The organism is Bacillus sp. ISL-46, from assembly GCF_018613205.1.
Window position 1 is genome coordinate 1 of sequence record NZ_JAGGQR010000019.1, and the last position, 18,428, is coordinate 18,428.

General features: G+C 36.8%; 20 protein-coding genes. 17 read left to right on the plus strand and 3 right to left on the minus strand.

All coding sequences use genetic code 11. From position 1 onward, the window contains the following. Positions 1-205: 205 nt before the first annotated feature. The 14 genes from J7E67_RS12560 to J7E67_RS32310 all read left to right on the plus strand — a co-directional run bounded on the left by J7E67_RS12560 (position 206) and on the right by J7E67_RS32310 (position 14,764). Positions 206-529, plus strand: coding sequence for an ArsR/SmtB family transcription factor (locus J7E67_RS12560; RefSeq protein WP_214732031.1), 324 nt, complete (start codon positions 206-208; stop codon positions 527-529). A 3-nt stretch (positions 530-532) separates the two neighbouring features. Then, on the plus strand, positions 533-922 hold the full coding sequence (locus J7E67_RS12565) for an SRPBCC family protein (protein WP_214732033.1): 390 nt from the start codon (positions 533-535) through the stop codon (positions 920-922). Between the two features lie 117 nt (positions 923-1,039). Beyond that, the gene (locus J7E67_RS12570) at positions 1,040-4,210 is read left to right on the plus strand and encodes an ATP-binding cassette domain-containing protein (protein WP_214732036.1); all 3,171 of its coding nucleotides are present in this window, start codon (positions 1,040-1,042) and stop codon (positions 4,208-4,210) included. A 465-nt stretch (positions 4,211-4,675) separates the two neighbouring features. After that, positions 4,676-5,857: a C40 family peptidase gene (locus J7E67_RS12575; RefSeq protein WP_214717049.1), complete on the plus strand. Its 1,182-nt coding sequence runs from the start codon at positions 4,676-4,678 to the stop codon at positions 5,855-5,857. Positions 5,858-6,023: 166 nt separating this feature from the next. After that, positions 6,024-6,731 carry a M48 family metallopeptidase gene (locus J7E67_RS12580; protein WP_214717048.1) on the plus strand — a complete coding sequence of 236 codons (708 nt, stop codon included), beginning with the start codon at positions 6,024-6,026 and terminating at the stop codon, positions 6,729-6,731. Between the two features lie 34 nt (positions 6,732-6,765). After that, the gene (locus tag J7E67_RS12585; RefSeq protein ID WP_214717047.1) at positions 6,766-7,263 is read left to right on the plus strand and encodes a YehS family protein; all 498 of its coding nucleotides are present in this window, start codon (positions 6,766-6,768) and stop codon (positions 7,261-7,263) included. Between the two features lie 61 nt (positions 7,264-7,324). After that, a complete protein-coding gene (locus J7E67_RS12590) occupies positions 7,325-8,794 on the plus strand; it encodes a protein adenylyltransferase SelO (RefSeq protein ID WP_214732038.1) in 1,470 nt (489 codons plus the stop codon). A 51-nt stretch (positions 8,795-8,845) separates the two neighbouring features. Continuing rightward, on the plus strand, positions 8,846-9,115 hold the full coding sequence (locus J7E67_RS12595; RefSeq protein ID WP_214717045.1) for an iron-sulfur cluster biosynthesis family protein: 270 nt from the start codon (positions 8,846-8,848) through the stop codon (positions 9,113-9,115). 173 nt (positions 9,116-9,288) lie between these two features. Next, positions 9,289-10,062, plus strand: coding sequence for an IclR family transcriptional regulator (locus tag J7E67_RS12600; protein WP_214717044.1), 774 nt, complete (start codon positions 9,289-9,291; stop codon positions 10,060-10,062). A 52-nt stretch (positions 10,063-10,114) separates the two neighbouring features. Continuing rightward, positions 10,115-11,002, plus strand: coding sequence for an acetaldehyde dehydrogenase (acetylating) (locus tag J7E67_RS12605; protein ID WP_214717043.1), 888 nt, complete (start codon positions 10,115-10,117; stop codon positions 11,000-11,002). Positions 11,003-11,025: 23 nt separating this feature from the next. Further along, entirely contained in the window at positions 11,026-12,054 is a 1,029-nt protein-coding gene (gene dmpG, locus J7E67_RS12610; protein WP_168242264.1) for a 4-hydroxy-2-oxovalerate aldolase, read from the plus strand. A 219-nt stretch (positions 12,055-12,273) separates the two neighbouring features. Next, complete coding sequence (locus J7E67_RS12615; RefSeq protein ID WP_214717042.1) at positions 12,274-13,680, plus strand: GntP family permease; 1,407 nt, start codon at positions 12,274-12,276, stop codon at positions 13,678-13,680. Positions 13,681-13,910: 230 nt separating this feature from the next. Further along, positions 13,911-14,354, plus strand: a complete 444-nt coding sequence (locus J7E67_RS12620; protein WP_251026732.1) for a HEAT repeat domain-containing protein — start codon at positions 13,911-13,913, stop codon at positions 14,352-14,354. Positions 14,355-14,398: 44 nt separating this feature from the next. Further along, positions 14,399-14,764, plus strand: coding sequence for an HD-GYP domain-containing protein (locus J7E67_RS32310; RefSeq protein ID WP_483861474.1), 366 nt, complete (start codon positions 14,399-14,401; stop codon positions 14,762-14,764). On the opposite strand, the gene J7E67_RS12625 is transcribed toward J7E67_RS32310, so the two are convergent. Both J7E67_RS12625 and J7E67_RS12630 read right to left on the minus strand, forming a co-directional pair. After that, complete coding sequence (locus tag J7E67_RS12625) at positions 14,711-15,136, minus strand: MarR family winged helix-turn-helix transcriptional regulator (protein ID WP_251026733.1); 426 nt, start codon at positions 15,134-15,136, stop codon at positions 14,711-14,713. The genes J7E67_RS32310 and J7E67_RS12625 overlap by 54 nt on opposite strands. 36 nt (positions 15,137-15,172) lie before the next feature. Then, positions 15,173-15,652 carry a glutathione peroxidase gene (locus tag J7E67_RS12630; protein WP_168242268.1) on the minus strand — a complete coding sequence of 160 codons (480 nt, stop codon included), beginning with the start codon at positions 15,650-15,652 and terminating at the stop codon, positions 15,173-15,175. Positions 15,653-15,814: 162 nt separating this feature from the next. Here J7E67_RS12630 and J7E67_RS12635 point away from each other — a divergent pair, with 162 nt between their 5' ends. The 3 genes from J7E67_RS12635 (at position 15,815) to J7E67_RS12645 (ending at position 17,286) form a co-directional block, all read left to right on the plus strand. Next, positions 15,815-16,042, plus strand: a complete 228-nt coding sequence (locus J7E67_RS12635) for a hypothetical protein (RefSeq protein WP_214717040.1) — start codon at positions 15,815-15,817, stop codon at positions 16,040-16,042. Positions 16,043-16,233: 191 nt separating this feature from the next. Continuing rightward, complete coding sequence (locus tag J7E67_RS12640) at positions 16,234-16,617, plus strand: vWA domain-containing protein (protein WP_374102998.1); 384 nt, start codon at positions 16,234-16,236, stop codon at positions 16,615-16,617. Positions 16,618-16,677: 60 nt separating this feature from the next. After that, positions 16,678-17,286: a methyltransferase gene (locus J7E67_RS12645; RefSeq protein WP_168242271.1), complete on the plus strand. Its 609-nt coding sequence runs from the start codon at positions 16,678-16,680 to the stop codon at positions 17,284-17,286. Here J7E67_RS12645 and J7E67_RS12650 read toward each other — a convergent pair. Beyond that, positions 17,275-18,351 carry a GIY-YIG nuclease family protein gene (locus tag J7E67_RS12650; protein WP_214717039.1) on the minus strand — a complete coding sequence of 359 codons (1,077 nt, stop codon included), beginning with the start codon at positions 18,349-18,351 and terminating at the stop codon, positions 17,275-17,277. The two genes, J7E67_RS12645 and J7E67_RS12650, sit on opposite strands and share 12 nt — an antisense overlap. Positions 18,352-18,428 lie beyond the last annotated feature (77 nt).

Sequence of the window (18,428 nt, forward strand, 5' to 3'; positions counted from 1 at the left end):
ATCTATAGGTACCATATTACTCTGGGTGTTGCCTTTTTACGTTTCCTGTAACGGATTATCAAAACTGTATTGAATATGAATAAAGATATGATGACAAATGAATAGAACGATTAACTTATGACTAAAATAAAATTTGACGGGACACCAATTAGTGTCCTATAATAAAGACACTAATTAGTGTCCTATTTAAAAAGGGGGGGTGATTTTGAACGAGAAAAATCAAGAGCGTGATGTTTATGCAGCCATCGCTGACCCAACGAGACGTAAATTGTTACGATTGTTGGCAGATGCAGAAGAGTTACCTCTTCACGAATTAACGGCTCAATTTCAAATGGGGCGTACTGCTGTATCTAAACATTTGGCAATCCTTAAAGAAGCCGGTCTAGTTGCTGACCGTAAAATTGGTAGGGAAACAAGGTATCGACTAAATGCAGCTCCCCTACAAGAAATTAAAGATTGGGTATCCTTTTACGAGAAATTTTGGAAGGAAAAAGTGATACTCTTAAAAAATTTATTATCGGAGGAATGAATAATGGCAAGTGTATCATTAGATTTTCAGTTTACAAGTTCAATCAATAAGGTTTGGAACGCATTAACAGATTCGGATACTCTTGCAAAATGGATAATGAAAAATGACTTCAAACCAATCGTAGGACATAAATGTCAATTCCGAAATGAGCAGTGGAATTTAATTGTAGATTGTGAAGTATTAGTAGTGGACGAGCCTTATAAGTTATCTTACACATGGGTAGGTGGTCCGATAAACACTACTGTCACATGGACATTGAAGGAAGAGGATGGAACAACCTACTTACATCTTGACCAAACAGGATTCGAAAAAGAAGATCAAGCGTTCAATGGTGCGAAATATGGTTGGGCAAACATGGGCGAAGAACTGAAAAAATTGTTAGAGGAAATGTAAGACCAAACGGCTCAGTATAGGACTGAGTCGTTTGTTTTTTCAAAAACTAACACAACAAATTCATTTGAAGTTGTGCTAACATGGCAATACTAGATTTAGAGAATGGGGAGGATCAATATGAAAATAAATCAATTAATTGCCAACAATATTAATCGTTTAGATGCCGTCTTGCCGGAAGATCAATCGTTAGGAATTGCTGGTTTGTCCGGATCTGGTAAAACCACATTTTGTCAAACTATTGGTGAAGAATCCAAGAAGCGTCTCGTTTCCTTATTGCCTAAGGCTGAATATCAGTATTTATTCCCCAATATTATGGAAACTAATTTCAGTGCCATCAAGATGGAAGAGATGCCTTTAGTACTTTTTCTCGGGAGATCATCCATTTCTTCCAATCCACGTTCAACAATTGGCACGCATACTGGCGTGTTTACAGAGATTCGTGTTAGTCTTGCTGAAAAATATAATCTTTCTCCGGAAGTTTTTTCATTTAATAATCCGTTGGGCTGGTGTCCGGATTGTAAAGGTCGTGGAACTACTAAAAATGTCGAATGTAAAAAGTGTAAGGGAAAGCGCTATAATCAAGAAGTTGAACAATATAAAATTGATTTATTTGATCAACCACATAGTATTTCCGATATCAACAATTTAAGCATTGAATCGATTCATTCCCTTTCAGAGGAATTACATATTAATGAAGCGAAACAACATATTCTTAAAAATATTATCAATATGAATATTGGTTACTTAACATTAAATCGGATCATGGGTACTTTGTCAGGAGGGGAATTAACACGGCTTTACTTGGCAGAATTCATGGCAGCCAGTGAAAATACCGTGATTATTATTGATGAAATCTCCGTTGGTCTTGATCACCAAACATTATTGAAAATTTTAGAACAGATTCAACAATTAGGCTATAAGAACCAAATTTGGTTCATTGATCATTCTGACACAGTGCTGGATACAACGGATGAGCAATTGTTCTTTGGACCTGGCAGTGGTAAATACGGCGGAAAAATTGTCGAAGAATCACCGCGTCCAAAACCGATTCCCTGGGAACGAAATCAGGGAGTGCCAGCAGAATACTATCATTTTCAAGATCTTTACTTCCGTAATATTCAAATGGCTGAAATTCAGATTCCCAAAAATAGACTTGTCACCTTTACGGGTGAGTCTGGATGTGGTAAATCTACGCTAGTCAATGAATGTATCGCCAAAGATTTTCTGAAGCGTTATCCAAAAGATAAACTGGTTATCGTTGGTCAGGATCGAAACCAATCGATTACCAGTCGATCCACCGTTGCGACTTTTCTTGATATCAAAAAGAAACTCACAAAATATAGTGAAGATATTGATGATATTTTTGAGCGCTCGATTGAAGACATTATTGAGGACCTTCCAAATGAGGATATCGCACATAAACGTTTGAGCTTATTGATCAAACTTGGACTAGGTTATTTGACATTAGAAAGAAAAACACAAACATTATCGACTGGAGAATTTCAATGTGTTCATTTAGTTTCGGAGCTGTTTGCTAACTCAAGAAACCCACATACGCTTTTTATTTTTGATGAGCCTTCAAAAGGGTTATCACAAAATATTTTAAACCAATTCATTGATAGTGTCAGGGTCATTCTGCAAGATGAATCAGTCTCTATCATGATGATTGAACATAATGCCTATATGTTAGAAAGCTCTGATTTTATCGTTGATTTTGGTAAAAGAAAGATTGCACCTGTCACGCATCTTGAAGTTGTCAGTCATAACGAATATTACGAGCTTAAAAATAGGGAAGATGATGCGCTTCCATCGCAAATTTCTTCGACACTCAAAGCGCAAAATGGCATTACTTATTTAAAAGAAAATCATATCGACTATTTTAAAAATGCAGAAAATGTCTATAAGGGCGGTATCTTAAAAAGCTTATCATCAATGGCCCGTTTGATTTACGGCGAATACGAATCTGAAACTATTGCACCTGTCATTGCCATAGATCTTGAAAGACATTTGTATAGTCAATATAGTTTTCTCTATGAAATGTGCGGCGTGATCAACCATATTGTGGCGGCGCATCCGACCAATAAAGATACGAGAAGTTTTGATTTCTATTCACAGGACAATCATTGTCCTTCGTGCTCAGGCCGCCTTAAGATTGAAATATTTGATAAAGATCTTGTCATTCAGGACAAAACGGTTCCATTCTGGGATGGCCTATTTTATCCTGAAGTGATGGAAGTATTAAAATATTATCAATATCCAAAATTAGAGTTTCTATTTGAGGAAATTAAGAATGAGCTCGGGTTTGATCTGACGAAAAGCTACAATGAGATGTCAAAAGAAGAAAAGCATACGTTTTGGTACGGATACTTTGAAAAGACATTCTATGATAGAGCAGGCAAGACACAGAGGACCTGGGTAGGCTTTAATACCATCGTTGGTGGGTATATGGTCATTTCGAAATCGCTAATTAAAGAGCAAATGAAAGCATCTAAAGAAATGATTACTTGTCCGATTTGTCATGGAACTGTACTTAATCATCATAAACAGCTTACATTTGGTGACACAGATATTCGTGAGATTATTAATCAGCCACTTGATCAAGTGTTACAATTAGTAGGTGAGTTACCTGTACTCGTAAAGCTAAAATCTATTGTTGGCGGCGATATGACTTTGACAGAAGATGTCTCCCTGCTGTCTAGAAAAACACAAGTCGCGCTGAAAATGTTTGAATTGGAACTCGCAAGCTTTGTTGGGTATGAAATAGTATTACAAAATGTCTTACCATTCTGGGACAGCATTAGAGACAATATCGAATCCATCAGCATTAATAATGAGATTACCATCTGTGATTTTGCCAATATCAATGAGACGAGAGAAACCATCATTAATAAGTATTTTAATAATGGAAAATACAAAAAACTAACATATGTTTATGAAACATTTGGTTACAAAAAAATAGTCACTCAAATTAATAAGATTATAAAAAGTCATCCATGTCCATTCTGTAAAGGAAAGAAAGTCATTACAGAAGAGAATCTTCATGATGGCGTGTTTAAATTAACGATACCATGTGTGAGTTGTCGTGCAAGTGGCATCAATGATGAAGGTCGCAAGGAAATGGTCGAAGGCATATCAGTAAAAACATGGTTAACCGGCATAGTAAGTGATGTTGTTGAAGAAAGCTTATATACAGAAGCTGTCGCTGATATTCCAATTTTCAATCGTATTCGTGAGTTAAATAAACGAGATATGATGGCGGTTTATCAATGCCTTGAGCAAAATAATTAGATTAGAATGATTAAAACAAGCCATGTAAGTGCGGACTTAAGGTCTTGATCCCAAGTTGACAAATATTTTTATGTACCTTTTATTTCTCAACTTGTTTAGAAACAGATGATTTATTAAAAAATCCTCTTAGAGGAAAGGCCTATACTGAGGAATTTGGAAAATACAAAGGAATTAAAAGAATTAATATTAAGAAGCTGCAAATTTGGAATGGGATAATATCCTGTTTCTTTTTTTTTGGTCTATTTTAACAATACAGGTTTAGGTTTATGTTTATGCTCTAGAATACCGTGATGGGTGTCCGTCTAAAATAGGGAACAGGAGTCGACTCTTTATCAGATTATTCTACATAAAATTACAATTATATTACATTATCGACTGTTTCATTGTTATTAGTCCGTTTGGAAGATAAACTATTAATATATAAAAAAATCGAATAAACAATAGGTAACAAGAGGAGATTTTAAAATGATAAGAAAATTATTTAAATATACAGTATCGGCTGCCATCCTCGCCACTATGATTCAAGCAACACCTACTTTTGCAAGTCCAGTAGATTCACCAGTTACACTAAAAGAAATCAATTCTACAAAAGTACAAATCAATGACTTTGAAACAAAGATCCAGCAATTAGACAACCGGATCTCCTTATCCATGGAGAAAAGTCAAAAACTAAACGATCAGATTAAAACACAACAAGGAAAAATTGAAAAAACAGAGGCTGAAATTGAAAACGCTAAAAAGTCCTTAGATGCTCATAAAAAGGTCTATTCTGATCGTCTAAAAAGCATTCAGTTAGAGGGCAAACAATCAATCGCTACTTACGCGGAGCTTTTACTTTCGTCTGATAACATTTCAGAGTTTTTAACTCGTTTTACTGCTATATCGCATATCATGGAAACTGACACAGACTTACTGAACGGTTTAAATGATAAAGAACAAGCGTTAGAAAATGCAGAGGAAAAATTACATAATGAGTTTGACCAATTAAAAAAGAGCCAGGTTGAATTAGCTTCTGAACAAAAAAAGATTGAAGAAGATAAAAAAGAAGTTGAAAAAGGAATAGCTGAGGCGAAAAACACATTACAAAACCAACAGGCTCAACTGGCACAACAAAAGGCTGAACAAGCCCGACAGCTTGCTGCACAACAACAAGCCCAAGAACGAGCTCAGCAAGCCCAACAACAGTCCCAACAGCCTGCTCAACAAGCCCAGCAACAAACTCAACAACAGGCACCAGTAAGCAGCAGACCTTCTAAGTCTGCACCACCGTCAGTTGCAGCCATTTCAACTAACTCTGGATCGGCAAGTGCGATGATTGCTTACGCTAAACAATTTTTGGGCGTTCCTTACGTTTGGGGCGGGTCAACGCCAAGCGGATTTGATTGTTCGGGATTCACTTCCTATGTGTTTCGTTCAGTTGGCATTAATCTGCCAAGAGTTTCACGAGACCAGCAAAATGTTGGAACAAGAATTTCTCCGAGTCAAGTACAGCCAGGAGATTTAGTATTCAGGGGTTCTCCTGCCTATCATGTCGGCATTTATATTGGAGGCGGGCAATATATACATGCTCCGCAAACGGGTGATGTTGTGAAAATTGCTTCGTATAATCCGTCTAAATTTTCTAGTGCTGCTAGAGTATTGCGTTAGAAGTAACCATTTTTTGAAATGTAATCTTAAATAGTGAGACCCTTGCAAAAAAGTTAATTGCTTTTTCAAATAAACATAGGCAAAATCATGTTAGAGTAGGTTATTTATACTTACTCTAATTTTTTTTGCTGTTATTTTACCCATTGTCATAAATGAAGGTGATTAAATGATACATAAATATTTAGGTCAGACCCTTAGTTTTGAGATAAATTATAAAAATCGTACATCCATGGGCATTTATATAGATGTTTATGGAAATGTTGAAATCCAGGCTCCTAAAGGGACCTCCGATGAACTTATCCTGCAATTATTAGAGGAAAAATGGGATTGGATCCAGCAAAAATCAACAGAAATGAAGGATAGAACGCTTGGCCAAAAGGTAAAGGTCTATGATCATGGTGAAACCTTTCTTTATTTAGGAGACGAATATTCTATCCAGGTCTCTCAAGATATAACTATCAAGAAAGACTATGTAGTGTTAGAAGGGGATAAGTTATATATATATGTGAAACAGCTTGAGGATGAGAAAATAAAACAAGCCTTAAAACGGTTTTATTATCAGCAATGTAAAACCTTAGTAGAGAGGAGTATTCGTTCCTATCAAAGTAACTTTAAAATAAAACCAAGGTCTATCCGTATTTCTGATAATAACAGGAACTGGGGAACCTGTGATTCCAGGCAGCTATTAACCTTCAATTGGAAGCTCGCGATGGCACCATTGAAGGTAATTGAATATGTAGTCGTTCATGAAATGTGCCATATGGTTCATCTGAATCATGATCGATCTTTTTGGCGCCTTGTAGGTAAAATAATCCCCGAGTATGAGCAAATGGAGAACTGGCTAGCTTTATCAAGTTGGAAAATGACAGTCTAAAAGTGGAACATCAATTTTAAAGGGAGACTTACTGATGGATAATAATGATATATTAATTCGAATGAGATATGCACTAGAAATAAAAAATAAAGAAATGGCAGAAATATTTAAACTTGGCGGAGTGGAAGTAACAGTCCCTGAGGTAATAAAGATTCTAACAAAATCCGATGATGAGGCTGAATATGACGATCAAATAAAATGTAATAACAGTATGTTAGATTCATTTTTAAATGGCCTTATTATTTTTAAAAGAGGGAAACAAGAGACCAAACCAGGACAGTCGGATACACCGGAACCATCAATAAAGAAAAGCGCAAACGTTAATAATCTCTTGTTGAAGAAAGTGAAAATAGCGCTGGCATTAACTACTGAGGATATGCTGGAAATATTCGAAAATGCAGGAATAACAGTAACAAAAGGAGAACTCGGCGCTTTATTAAGAAAAGAAGGACATAAGAATTATAAAGAGTGCGGGGATAAATACGCAAGGAATTTCTTAAAAGGTATAGCTATAAAATATAGGGAACAGTAATAACAAACAGAGCAACACTACATTGGTTGCTCTAAACTTTTTAAAAAGAAAAGGGGATTCGATGGCTAAAGAAATTAATGAACTAGGCTGGAATTTAGATAACAGTTATGCCCGACTGCCAGAATCATTTTTTACCAGTACCGACCCAACCCCTGTACGCTCACCCAAGTTGATTATTCTCAATAATCGGCTGGCAACCTCCCTTGGCTTGAATATACAGGAGCTCGAAAGCGAAAATGGTGTAGCGGTGTTGGCTGGCAACCGGATACCTGATGGGGCAATGCCGCTTGCCCAAGCATATGCAGGGCATCAATTTGGGCATTTCACGAAATTAGGGGATGGACGGGCTATCTTGCTTGGTGAACAAATCACCCCGAAAGGTGAACGGTTTGATATTCAACTTAAGGGTCCAGGTAGAACACCGTACTCCCGCGGAGGCGATGGTCGAGCGGGGCTTGGACCGATGCTGCGTGAATACATCATCAGCGAAGCAATGGATGCGCTTGGGATACCAACCACCCGAAGTTTAGCTGTTGTGACAACCGGGGAGGCAGTACTCCGCGAAACCGCCCTGCCAGGTGCGATTCTGACTCGTGTGGCAGCCAGCCATCTGCGCGTTGGTACCTTTCAATACGTTGCAAAATGGGGCACAGTTGAGGAGCTCCAGGTACTAGCAGACTATACACTAAAACGCCATTATCCACACGTTGACACTGATGAGAGACGATATCTATCGCTGCTACAGGAAGTGATCAAACGTCAGGCAGCGCTAGTAGCGAAATGGCAGTTGGTTGGTTTTATCCACGGGGTCATGAACACCGACAACATGACCATTAGCGGAGAAACGATTGATTATGGTCCGTGTGCTTTTATGGATACTTATGATCCTGCAACAGTATTTAGTTCTATTGATAGGCAAGGACGTTATGCTTATGGCAATCAGCCGTATATTGCCGGTTGGAATCTCGCTCGATTGGCTGAAACTCTTTTGCCGCTCTTACATGACAATCAGGAACAGGCTGTCCAACTGGCTCAGGATGAGATTTCACATTTTATGGAGTTGTTCCAGGGTAATTGGCTGGCTGGAATGAGAGCCAAACTCGGCATATTTAACGAGGAAGAACAGGATGAATCTCTTGTTGATAATCTTTTAACTATGATGCAGAAGTATAAGGTGGACTATACCAATACTTTCCGAGCATTAACTTTCGATAAGCCGGAGGATACAGTCTTAGTGGAGACTTCGGAATTTAAGCAGTGGTATGAGCAATGGCAAGCACGTCTAAACAGACAGCAGGAATCGAAAGACTCCTCACACCAGTTGATGCGTAATAGCAATCCTGCGGTAATTCCTCGTAACCACCGGGTGGAGGCCGCACTAGACGCTGCCGTGAATCAAGAAGACTACAGCGTAATGGAGCGGTTGCTTAATGTACTTTCAAGCCCATATGCGCACTCCCCAGAACAGGCGGAATACTGCACGCTTCCTGAGCAATCAACCCAGCCTTACCAAACCTTTTGTGGTACATGATAATCATTAATTAAATCTCTTTTTAGGAAATTAAGGTGTGAGGATGACCGCGTGTTTATATTAACTGAAAATGCCAAAACAGAACTACAAAATAGGTTGAAACTAGCTGATTCAAAACAATTTATCCGGCTGCAAATGCGTAAAAGTTGTTTTATGAAAGTGAAATTGACCTTGGAAGAAACGATTCAGCCAAATGATGCAGAAATCACTAAGGATGAGTTGCATTTCATTATTGACAATGGTGAGTGCCATTATTTCAATAATAAAACGTTAGATTTTATCCCAGATACAACAGGTTTTAAACAATTTGAGATTATTTAAAAAGGAGTCTGATTTCTATGAAATCAGGCTCCTTTTTTTATATTTTCAACGTAAATTAAAAAAACAACTAAATTATTAAAAATATTGACAGAATAATGAACGAGAGTTACTATTAGATTGTCCTTAAGAAATGTGAACTTCGTTCGATAATGTCGAATATAAGGAGGATGGTTGTGTCAGAACGTTTAATTCAGTCTGTTGAAAGAGCCGCTGATATCCTAGAATTATTTTTGGCTACTAAACCAGAACTAAGTATCAAAGAGATTAGTGAGAATTTAAATTTATCAAAAAGTACTGTCCACGGTATTATCAAGACCTTGGAACATAGAGGGTTTCTTCAACAAAATCCTGAGGATTTGAAATATAAGCCTGGGATCAAGCTTTTTGAACTTGGGAATTTTGTCGGAAAACATTTCGATATTGGGAAAATTGCAAGGCCCATTATTAGAGATTTAGTGGATGAACTAAATGAAACTGTTCACTTAGTTTCGTTACAGCGAGATGAAGTTATTTACATTGAAAAAGTAGAAGGTCAAAGTGCCCTTACTATTTATTCGCATATTGGAAAAAGAGCTCCTTTTCATAGTACGGGTGTGGGAAAGGCAATACTTGCCAACCTTAATGAAAACGATGTTAACAGAATATTATCATCTATCAATTTGGAATCATTTACAAAGCACACGATGACAAATATTGAGGAAATAAAAGACCATTTACATTCCATACGTGAGCAAGGCTATGCGGTCGATGATGAGGAAATTGAGTTAGGGCTTAAATGTATAGCTGCGCCGATATTTAATCATCAAGGAAATGTAATCGCTTCAATAAGTTGTGCTGCACCTAAAATGAGGCTTGATGAAAATCGGCTACCTAAGGTGATAGCAGGAATTAAAAGTGCTGCAGCAGAGATTTCAAGTTGTTTAGGCTATAAAGGTAAAAATACCTGATAGAAAGCCAAAGAGAGAAATAAACACATTAACTTTTAGGAGGAGAATTATTTTGTCAAAAGTAAAAGTTGCCGTTCTTGGCTCAGGGAACATTGGTACAGATTTAATGATCAAACTTGGACGCTCTGAATATTTAGAGCTAACAGCTGTGATTGGGATTGACCCGCAATCAGACGGATTACGCCGTGCAAGAGAATTAGGTTATGCTGGGGTTGATACGGGAATCGATGGTTTTCTTGCAGACAAAACACTAGAAGCAGACATCGTTTTTGATGCAACTTCAGCCAAAGCTCATCTTTATAATGCAAAAGTGTTAAAAGAAGCAGGAATAAAAGTAATTGACATGACCCCTGCAGCTGTAGGCCCATATGTATGTGCTGCTGTAAATATTGATGAACATTTAGATAAAGATAATATCAATTTAATTACCTGTGGTGGTCAAGCCACCATTCCAATGGTTCATGCAGTTAACCGAGTAGCTCCAGTAGAGTATGCAGAAATCGTTGCAACGATTGCGAGCTTAAGTGCTGGCCCTGGAACACGTGCAAATATCGATGAATTTACGGAGACAACTTCACATGCAATTGCTGAGGTTGGTGGTGCTAAAAAAGGAAAAGCAATAATGATTCTAAACCCTGCTGAACCGCCAATTATGATGCGTGATACCGTTTATACACTTGTTGAGGATGGAAAAATGGATGAACAAGCGATTAGGAAATCGATTGAGGAAATGACTACGGTTGTTCAATCCTATGTTCCAGGCTATCGACTCCGCACAGAACCAATTTTTGAAGGAAATAAAGTAACCATCTTCCTTGAAGTAGAAGGTGCTGGTGATTACCTTCCTAAATACGCAGGAAACTTAGATATCATGACATCTGCCGGTGTTAAAATTGCCGAAGCGTTTGCTAAAAAATTATTAACGAAAGAAACAGTTTGAACTGTAGAAAGGGGTAAAAAATAATGACAAATGAAAGAGATATTCTTATCACAGAGGTTGCATTACGCGATGGAAGCCATGCGATCAATCATCAATTTACAGTTGAACAAGTACTTAAGGTTGCAAAGGCATTAAATGACGCAAATGTTCCTTATATCGAAGTATCACATGGAGACGGTTTAGCAGGATCTTCTTTACAATATGGACTTTCACGTACAAATGAAATGGAATTAATCGAAGCAGCCGTTTCTGTTGCCGACAAATCCAAAATTGCTGTGTTACTTTTACCAGGAATCGGTACTTTACATGAATTAAAAGAAGCAGCTAATTTAGGAGCAAAAATGGCTCGTATTGCAACACATGTAACAGAAGCAGACGTGGCGCCACAACACATTGCCTACGCAAAAGAATTAGGGATGGAAACAGTTGGATTCTTAATGATGAACCATATGGCACCTGTTGCTAAATTAGTAGAACAGGCTAAATTAATGGAAAGCTATGGAGCAGATTCAGTATACGTTGTTGACTCTGCAGGTTACTTACTTCCAGACCAAGTTCGCGAACGTATTCGTGCTCTTAAACAATCCATTGGCGTTAATGTTGGTTTCCATGGTCATAACAATTTATCTTTAGCGATGGCCAATACACTTGCCGCAATCGAAGAAGGTGCCACTCGTATTGATGGCAGTGTTCGTTGCCTGGGTGCTGGTGCCGGTAATACACAAACAGAAGTACTTGTAGCAGTTTGCGAACGGATGGGTATTAAAACAGGGGTAGATTTATATAAAATGATGGACTTAGCTGAGGACATTGTGGCACCACTTTTACAAGTACCACAAGAAATCACAAAAGACAGCCTAACACTCGGATATGCTGGTGTATATTCTAGCTTTGCTCTTCATGCAAAACGTGCAGCTGCAAAATTTGGTGTAGATTCGCGCGATATTTTAATTGAACTAGGAAAGCGGAAAGTAGTTGGCGGTCAAGAGGATATGATTGTTGAAGTGGCTGCAGAGATTGCTAAAAACAAGTCAAAAATAGTTTTGGCCTAAAATTTTATAACTCATCACAAATAGATTAATAGAATAGAGTTTTCAGAAGAGGGGACGAAACAGTTCCCCTTCTATCAAATAAGTTATATCGAAATAACAATTATTGATTTTCTATTTACACTGTACATGTAAGCGTTTTAAGCTGTTAAGAAGAGATAGATAACCGTCTTAATTTCATCTTAGTTGGAATTTACATCTTAGGAATAGAGGAGAAATTTTATGGAATTAGTTATTATATTATTAGCACTCGGAATGTTAATGTTTATTGCATACCGGGGATTTTCAGTTATCATGTTTGCACCGTTATGTGCATTATTCGCCGTCTTTTTAACAGACCCAGATTGGGTTCTTCCGTTTTTCTCCAACGTATTTATGGGGAAAATGGTTGAATATATTAAACTATACTTTCCAATTTTCCTATTAGGAGCTATTTTCGGAAAAGTAGTAGAAATGTCAGGATTAGCCCGTTCAATTGCATCTACCCTTATTCAGTTAGTAGGACGTAAACGTGCAATGTTAGTTATCGTTTTATTGTGTGCGATTCTAACATACAGTGGCATAAGTTTAGTCGTTGTTGCTTTTGCTGTTTATCCATTTGCAGCACATTTATTTAGACAGTCAGATATTCCGAAACGATTGATTCCAGGGACGATTGCACTTGGTTCATTTACCTTTACGATGGACGCACTTCCTGGTTCTCCTCAGGTACAAAACGTTATCCCAACTACATTTTTCAAAACAGATCTTTATGCCGCGCCTACTCTTGGAATAATTGGGGCAATTTTTATCTTCATACTTGGGATGCTCTATTTAAACTCACGTCGTAAAAAGGCAGAAAAAGCGGGCGAAGGCTATTATAGTTTCGGCACAATCAAAGAAAAACAGATCGACATTGATTTAGACCAAAATGAAAGTATAGCCCGTAAAATCTTGGCATTTGTTCCAGTAGTCCTTGTCGGTGTTTTAAATAAAGTGTTAACCACTTGGATTCCAAAATGGTATCCTAATGGCTTTGATTTTTCTAAGATTGGCTTAAATTTTCCAAATATTGAAACTTCCCAGGTTGTCGGTATTTGGTCAGTTGAAATTGCTCTTATTGTCGGTATTCTTACGACCATTTTATACAATCGTAAACCCGTTGTTATGAACTTCAAAGATGGCATGAATCTTGGTATTGCTGGTGCATTATTAGCCATCATGAACTCTGCAACAGAATATGGTTTTGGGGCGGTAATTTCAAACCTTCCTGGTTTTACGATGGCGAGAGATGGAATTGCTAAATTATTTACGAATCCTCTATTAAATGGGGCAGTTACAACCAATGTTCTATCTGCTATTTCTGGTTCCGCATCGGCTGGTATCGCCATTTCACTTGGGATTATGGCAGATAAATATATTGAACTAGCAACTCAATTCGGTATCCCGCTTGAAGTAATGCACCGCGTAATTTCCATGGCTTCAGGGGGTATGGATACACTTCCGCATAACGGGGCCGTCATTACGTTGCTTGCGATCACAGGCTTAACACATAAGCAGTCCTACCGTGACATTTTCGCTGTTACCATCATTAAAACAATCGCTGCTTTCTTTATCATTTTAGTATATTTGGTAACAGGGATTGTTTAATAATCCAATGGTTAGATACAGTTTATAGATCTCCAGTCATGGAGGCAATAGCAGGTAGACAAAGTCTAAGTTTGGACATGTCTACTTGCTTTTTTTAAACTGAACATAACCTACCTACTGTTTTTTCAGTTTATTACAGTGTAAATTGACATCAATCATTATAAATATTACACTCAAATCTTGTATAAGGTATGGTCGAATTATATATGAAGAGAAGGAGATTGGATTATTTGAAAAAAACTGAAGAAAAAAATACGTTACCTGAAAATTATGAGGAATTAAAAAAGCAGGCTAGTCGAACATCTAATTGGAGGGAACGTTTAGATGCTGTTGAAGAGTTAGGAAAGTGGAAGAACAAACATATTGTCGATATATTAATGCGTGTAATGAATAATGATTCCGTATATAAGATTCAAGAAGCTGCATTCCGTCAGTTGAAAAAATTAGGGGAAGATGTTCAATTACCGCAAAGAAAAAAAGGTGACTTGATTAAAGATATAACGAAAATCTTGGTAAGAATTAAGAAGAGTTTACCTGAAGATCATAGCTATGAAGAGTTCAAAGAGAAGATACAGAAGATGAGACTTGATGTATATGATACTTACGAAGGTGATAAGGGTGCTGACTTTGATACATGGCTTGAAAGCACATGGGTGTCCTTACCTAAAAGGTAAATCGTTAGCGTCATTTCTTTTTTTATAATAAAGACAGATACCCGATTGCAAATTATAGCAATCGGGTTTTTAGTGAACAGTTTAGCGGATATCCAGACAGATTAAAAGGGACAAACATCCCATACTTTGCAAGAATAGTGGCAGTTGTAGACGTATATGATGCACTGACTTCGGAACGTTCTTACCGTAAGTCATGGACACTACACGGAATCCATCTGTCTATCAATTTCCAGCGCAGTCGATCAAAGACCAACCGACCATCCGAAAAATATCTTCAATTAAATAATACTAAAAAACAACACTTGAAAAAAAGTGTTGTTTTTGTGAATGAAGTATTTACTGACCATGTTGTAAGGTTAATGTTCCCGTTCTTTCAACTTACTATGCAATTGATTCAATCGCACCATTAATTGTTTATATTCCTCGAGTTCAATATTACAGGATTGTATTTCTTCACCAACTGTTTTTGTAATGGCTTGTTTTTCTTCCAGTGCTTTCTTTTGTAAATGGATATAGACTTTTCTCTCATCTGCCTTTGAACGCTCTTTTCTAAGCCAACCATTTGCTTCCATTCTTGTCAGCATGGGAGTCAATGTTCCAGTACCTAAACTTAATTTTTCTCCTATCTCCTTAACCGTTATACCATCTTTTTCCCATAATGCTAATAGAACTAAGTATTGAGGATAGGTTATTCCATAAGGTTGAAGTGCACTTGAATATAACTTATTGAATTCACTTGCTGTTTCATAAATGGCAAAGCATAGTTGGTTTTTTAATAACATGAAGTCTTCCAAGATGATCACCTTACTTTAAAATAATTATGAAAATAATCTTTTTATATCCTTCTCAATTCTGCTTGGTTCAGTCGTGGGGGCATACCGTTCGATCACCTGACCCCTAGAGTCGACTAGGAATTTTGTGAAATTCCATTTTATATTTTTTGTAAGAGCACCTGGTTTCTGGTTCTTTAAATAAGTAAATAGGGGATCAGTATTATTGCCATTTACATCAATTTTAGCGAATATTGGAAAGGTTACCCCGTAGTTTAATTGGCAGAACTGTGTTGTCTCTTCAATATTAGCAAATTCTTGATTATTGAATTGATCACAAGGGAAACCTAAAATCTCTAAACCATTCTCATTAAACTTTTCATATAATTCTTGAAGTCCTTTGAATTGAGGTGTTAACCCACATTTACTTGCAGTATTCACAATAAGTAAAGGCTTGCCTTCATAATCCATTAATGATTTTTCCTCACCATTAGTCATCTTTACACTAAAATCATAAATCGTTGTCAATTGAGTCTCCCCCTTGGTTTTTACTATGGAATTTTTTAAATTAAATCGTCTACGATTTAATCTTACACGATTTAATTAAGTGTGGCAAGTCTGAATTTGTTAACTAGGCTGGATATCTGGAATGGAAAAGAGAAAGATAAGGATGAAAAGGAGGGTTTTCCAATGGGTATAAATTTGTTTAATGGTAAAAATGGAGAAGAAAAGGAACTACTTAAAGACGTTCTTGAGGATTCAATCGAAACGGAAGAAAATTTAATGCGGACATATCTAATAACGGCAGAGCGAATTCATGATGATGATGAACTAAAGGAACGCCTTGAAAACTTTGCCGAAGGAAATGCGAAACGAACCAAACAACTGATAGATGAACTCAATGAAATCAAGGAATAGTAAAATTTAGTGCTCATCTGTGAATAGACCAAGATGAGCATTTCTTTTTTACTTGCATACGTTTCTATTGTTGTTCTGATTACCGCAATTATCCAAACATAAACCTTTTCTTTATAAACCAAAATAATATGGTTCACTTATACATTCCAAAGGAGTTGGTCGTGTTGAAATGGCACAAAACGATACTTTCAATGATTCAACAGCGTCAAGATAAAAAGGTTGCGTTAGCTGTAGACACTTCCACGAATGAAGCCCCAAGCATATTGATCAATAACATAGTAAAACTGTTTGAACAATTAAAGCCAGACACCATTTTGGTGCAAGCAGATTTTAAAATTAGAAGTACATCACCTGTCAAAAGTGATACAATCAAATACTATACACATGGGAAATCTTCGTATACCTTGGTGCTTGAGTGGGCAAAAGAAGAAAATATCGATACACTATTTTATATTACCGATGTAACCGGCTTTATTTCAGAAGACATAGAAAATGTTAGTTATGAAATGATTTGGCTTGTACCTGGAGCTATTTTGCCAAGGGTTCCTTTTGGCAAAGCAATTAAAGTAGCCTGAAAAGAATCCCTCACAAAAAGTGGGGGATGAACTCTTTCGGATAGGAGTTATGAGTTTTCAATGAAAGAATATTATTATGATAAATTAATGGGGATAAAAACGGGAGGGGACCAAGAGGGATTTAATAAGTCCTTTCACTACCATCGTTATGAGCCAACGCCATATAGCGCCCTCGAAGAATTATTTAACAACTATAAATTAACTAGCCGTGATCGAATAGTTGACTTTGGGTGTGGCAAAGGGCGATTAAACTTTTTTATTCATTATCTATTTAATGCAATGGTTGTTGGCGTTGAAATGAATGAGGATTTCTATCAGGAAGCAATTGAAAATCGAACTAGTTATTTAAAGAAAACCGACACGAGAAATAGCAATATTGATTTTTATTGCGGTTTGGCAGAAGAATACCAAATAGACCCTTATGACAATCGATTTTACTTTTTTAATCCGTTTTCTATCCAAATTTTTATGAAAACCATTAATAATATATTGCTATCGGTGGAAAAATCCGAGCGTAATATTGAATTGATTTTATATTACCCATCAGAAGATTATATTTATTATTTAGAAAACGATACCTCTTTTGAATTGAAAAAAGAAATCACTTTGCCTTACTTCTATGAACATAATTCTAATGAGAGATTTTTAATTTATCAATTAATCGTATAGCTTTTGCATTAATCTGTTTATCTCATCGTCTAATTCAGCTGTGTTTTTAGTATCAAGCAATTGTTCAGAAATGACGATATAACTGCTGTTGCTTCCTTTCAAATAACTATAGATAATCTGCGCGGCATCAATTTCATCTCTGCTGACTTTTTTTGTTGAATTAACTTCTGTAGTTTTAAAAATGCTTAATATATTGGTCGTGATTGTTTCTCTCATAGCCTCAATCTCAGACCATGAATATTTTTCACTGTAGAGTATTTTGTTCTTCTTAATTAGGAATAGTTTAAAAGTACTGTAATTTAAGGATTCAACGACTGCGAGATTTTTATTACTTTCCGTAAATTCAATCACTTTTTCTTTATTTAGAAGGGAGTGGATGGCATCCAACGTGTCTCTATACTTTGCAGCCACTTCAAAATCAAATTCTTCAGAAGCCTCTGTCATTCTTCGCTCCATAACTTCAAGCAGGCTCATATCGGTGCCATGCAGTAAGCCGATAATCTTAGTTATGTTTTCATTATATCGATCAAGTGCATCTCCTCCTAAACACATACCAAGGCATAAACCTAAGGAATAATTTAAGCAGGGAGTGTTCTTGTTTGAAGGGCTGCTACAGCAGATCTTATAGAATTCCTTGATACCTTGGAGCGCTTTTTCGACAGTATGCTTGCTTGTATACGGACCAAAATAAAGACTGTTAGGGTTATCAGGACTGCTACAAGTGTTGATTCTGTGAAAGCCGGCATCCATTTCAATCATAATATAGATATAGGATTGAGGATTTTTCATCATTCTATTAAAAAGGGGCTTAATTTCACTGATTAATTTACATTCCAACATAAACGCTTCAAATTCTGTGTCAGTAAGGATATAGTCAAAATCCTTTAGGCTTCCTTTTAGCTTTATTATCTTTTTAGGATGGGCCATTGAATTTTGGAAGTAAGACCGCACACGATTTTTAAGGTTTTTTGCTTTTCCTACATATATAATTTGTGCTTTGGAGTCCTTCATAAGATACACTCCAGGGGAAGAGGGAAGGTTTTTTACCTTTTCTTTAAGATCCATATGAATACCTCCATTCACACTATATTTTATCACAAATAAAAAAGGTGCCCAGCCTTCACCATCAATGGATGAGAAGA

What these genes read in the sequence shown, in the direction of transcription:
- J7E67_RS12565 (WP_214732033.1), top strand. Translation starts at nt 533, where the DNA reads ATGGCAAGTGTATCATTAGATTTTCAGTTTACAAGTTCAATCAATAAG.
- J7E67_RS12570 (WP_214732036.1), top strand. Translation starts at nt 1,040, where the DNA reads ATGAAAATAAATCAATTAATTGCCAACAATATTAATCGTTTAGATGCC.
- J7E67_RS12575 (WP_214717049.1), top strand. Translation starts at nt 4,676, where the DNA reads ATGATAAGAAAATTATTTAAATATACAGTATCGGCTGCCATCCTCGCC.
- J7E67_RS12580 (WP_214717048.1), top strand. Translation starts at nt 6,024, where the DNA reads ATGATACATAAATATTTAGGTCAGACCCTTAGTTTTGAGATAAATTAT.
- J7E67_RS12585 (WP_214717047.1), top strand. Translation starts at nt 6,766, where the DNA reads ATGGATAATAATGATATATTAATTCGAATGAGATATGCACTAGAAATA.
- J7E67_RS12590 (WP_214732038.1), top strand. Translation starts at nt 7,325, where the DNA reads ATGGCTAAAGAAATTAATGAACTAGGCTGGAATTTAGATAACAGTTAT.
- dmpG (WP_168242264.1), top strand. Translation starts at nt 11,026, where the DNA reads ATGACAAATGAAAGAGATATTCTTATCACAGAGGTTGCATTACGCGAT.
- J7E67_RS12615 (WP_214717042.1), top strand. Translation starts at nt 12,274, where the DNA reads ATGGAATTAGTTATTATATTATTAGCACTCGGAATGTTAATGTTTATT.
- J7E67_RS12625 (WP_251026733.1), bottom strand. Translation starts at nt 15,136, where the DNA reads ATGTTATTAAAAAACCAACTATGCTTTGCCATTTATGAAACAGCAAGT.
- J7E67_RS12635 (WP_214717040.1), top strand. Translation starts at nt 15,815, where the DNA reads ATGGGTATAAATTTGTTTAATGGTAAAAATGGAGAAGAAAAGGAACTA.
- J7E67_RS12640 (WP_374102998.1), top strand. Translation starts at nt 16,234, where the DNA reads ATGATTCAACAGCGTCAAGATAAAAAGGTTGCGTTAGCTGTAGACACT.
- J7E67_RS12645 (WP_168242271.1), top strand. Translation starts at nt 16,678, where the DNA reads ATGAAAGAATATTATTATGATAAATTAATGGGGATAAAAACGGGAGGG.
- J7E67_RS12650 (WP_214717039.1), bottom strand. Translation starts at nt 18,351, where the DNA reads ATGGATCTTAAAGAAAAGGTAAAAAACCTTCCCTCTTCCCCTGGAGTG.